The sequence below is a fragment of the Marinococcus sp. LNSP9103-4 genome, assembly GCF_056034345.1.
The window spans coordinates 1-2,223 of sequence record NZ_JBQLIA010000051.1; the positions used below are offsets into that span (position 1 = coordinate 1).

Sequence of the window (2,223 nt, forward strand, 5' to 3'; positions counted from 1 at the left end):
AGCCCGTGGTCGCGCTGGAATTCCTTCACGGCGGCTTCGGTCTGGGAGCCGAAGTTTTCGTTCGGCTCGGCGATGTCGAGGTAGCCGAGCGTATACAGCTTCTCTTTCATCGCTTGGGCTTCAGGACTCCGCACGCCGTCTTTGAGGACGCTGCTGTCACTGTCATCGCTGCTGTCGTCATCTCTACTACTTGAAGGTGAATTGTTATGTATAACTTCAGCTAGTTTCGAAAAAGTATTTGGTCCCGCCACTCCATCCACAGTCAATGAATGGTCTCGTTGAAATTCTTTTACTGCTTCCTCCGTTTTGGGACCGAAATATTGATTCGGCTCCGAAATGTCTAAATAACCTATTTCGTAAAGGTCTTCCTTCAGCTCTTGAACTTGAGCACTATTGTCACCGTATTTTGCGATATTGGAAGCTGCATTGACCGAAGAAGGGCTAGACAATACAAACGAAAAGACAAGTAAAAGACCAGCTAACGCGAATATTAAATTTTTAAACATGCTAATTATTTCTTCACTCCTTTTATATAAATTGAATTTAGTGCATAATTTCATTCTAGTTAGGACGTAAGAACCAATCAATAGGTAATTATTATACAAAAGATTTGTCGATATTATTTACCCATCTCTTCTAAAACGCCGAAAATAGTCTGTTTTTATCGTTATTTATTAAATTTGTCTGAATGTAATAATTTCTTTTCATCGATTGTTATAATTAGTTCTAAAGAATTAATTATTGTTTTTATATTATATTTCAATAACCTATCAAAACTTTATAATTAAGTTTATCTGTGAAATTTGTCTTAGTCACGCTGGTATTATCTATGCTCTATTTAATTAGGAGGTCGAATATGTTTTCATCCAAAAAAATTATTTTTTTCAGCTCTTTTATTGTTTCTGTTTCTTTAGGTGCTTTTACCGCTGCTGATACTGCCCATGCTAACGAGAAAACCGATGATAACGATTTATACATAACAGAAGGCACTGAAGCTGCCGAGGTGAAAAAACTCGAAGAAGCTTTAATCGTTTTAGGTTATCCTCTCCAGGAGGCAGATACTCTGTTTGACAGCGATACATATATTCATATCTCTGATTATCAAGAGCGAAATAGTTTTGAAGTAACCGGCGAAGTTGATCAGGAACTGCTTGAAAATATTCTGGAAGATATGAAAATCATAGAAAATAGTGAAACTTTAGGTGATACAGAACCTGAAAATCAAAATGAAAAAGACGCCTCTTTAGAAGAACCCCTTACTACTACATCTAATTCAGAAAAAGAAGTCGACGAAGAAAATAATGAAATTGATAATAGTAAAGAAGAAATCAGTGCAGACGCTTCCTCTGACCAGGAAAACGATAAAGATAGCATCATTGAATTACACACAGAAGAAGAAGCATATGAAGCGGAAACTGATGACCAGGTTTTAGAGGAAACCGTTGACACTAAAAATAAACAGGAAGAAAGCGGACCTAAGAACTCAGAAAACGAAGAAATAGCCCGGGAAAATAATTCATTATCTGCAGAAGAATTAGCGGATGAGGAAAAACAAAGTGCAGAAACAAAAGAAGACCTTGAGAATGGCGAAAATAATGAAACAGATCAATCCTTAGTCAGCGACAGCCAAGATTCAGCACAAGAAGAAGCAGATCACAATAAAAATACAGAAGAGTCAAAAGAAATAGAAACTGGCGCTGACGAAGAAATGGCGGAAGCCGAGAGTACCATCGATAAAAAGACAGTAGAAAATGAAGCACCAATCGAACAAACAGAAGCAACACAGCAAAAAGCCAGAACCTACGTAATGGCCGCCCGTAGTTTCTCTTCCTCTACTACTGTAAGCACTGCCGTTTCCAGCAGCACAATCCTGAAAGACGGTGTTACAAGTCCGGCAGCGCAGGCGATGAAAGAAAACCTTTACGATCTTGGGTACCTCGACATCGCCAATCCGAATGGAAAATTCGGTCCACAAACAGAAACTGCCGTAAAAGAATTCCAGCGCGACCACGGGCTGACCGTGGATGGGGTCGCGGGACCAAACACGCTCGCCAAACTCAGCGAGGTGATGCAGAACCCGCCGTCGAACGACGACAGCAGCGGGGACAGTGACAGCAGCGCCCTGAAGAACGGTGTGCGCAGCCCTGAAGCCCAAGCGATGAAAGAGAAGCTCTACACGCTCGGCTACCTCGACATCGCGGAGCCGAACGAAAACTTCGGCTC

2 protein-coding genes are annotated in these 2,223 nt (G+C 41.0%); one reads left to right on the top strand and one right to left on the bottom strand.

The features are described 5' to 3' along the window. The coding region (locus tag ACTRXG_RS16785) for a peptidoglycan-binding domain-containing protein (protein ID WP_474286057.1) at positions 1-506 on the bottom strand (506 nt) is incomplete at its 3' end. Between the two features lie 350 nt (positions 507-856). On the opposite strand from ACTRXG_RS16785, the gene ACTRXG_RS16790 reads away from it, so the two are divergent. Next, positions 857-2,223: peptidoglycan-binding domain-containing protein (locus ACTRXG_RS16790; protein ID WP_474286059.1), on the top strand; the 1,367-nt coding region annotated here is incomplete at its 3' end.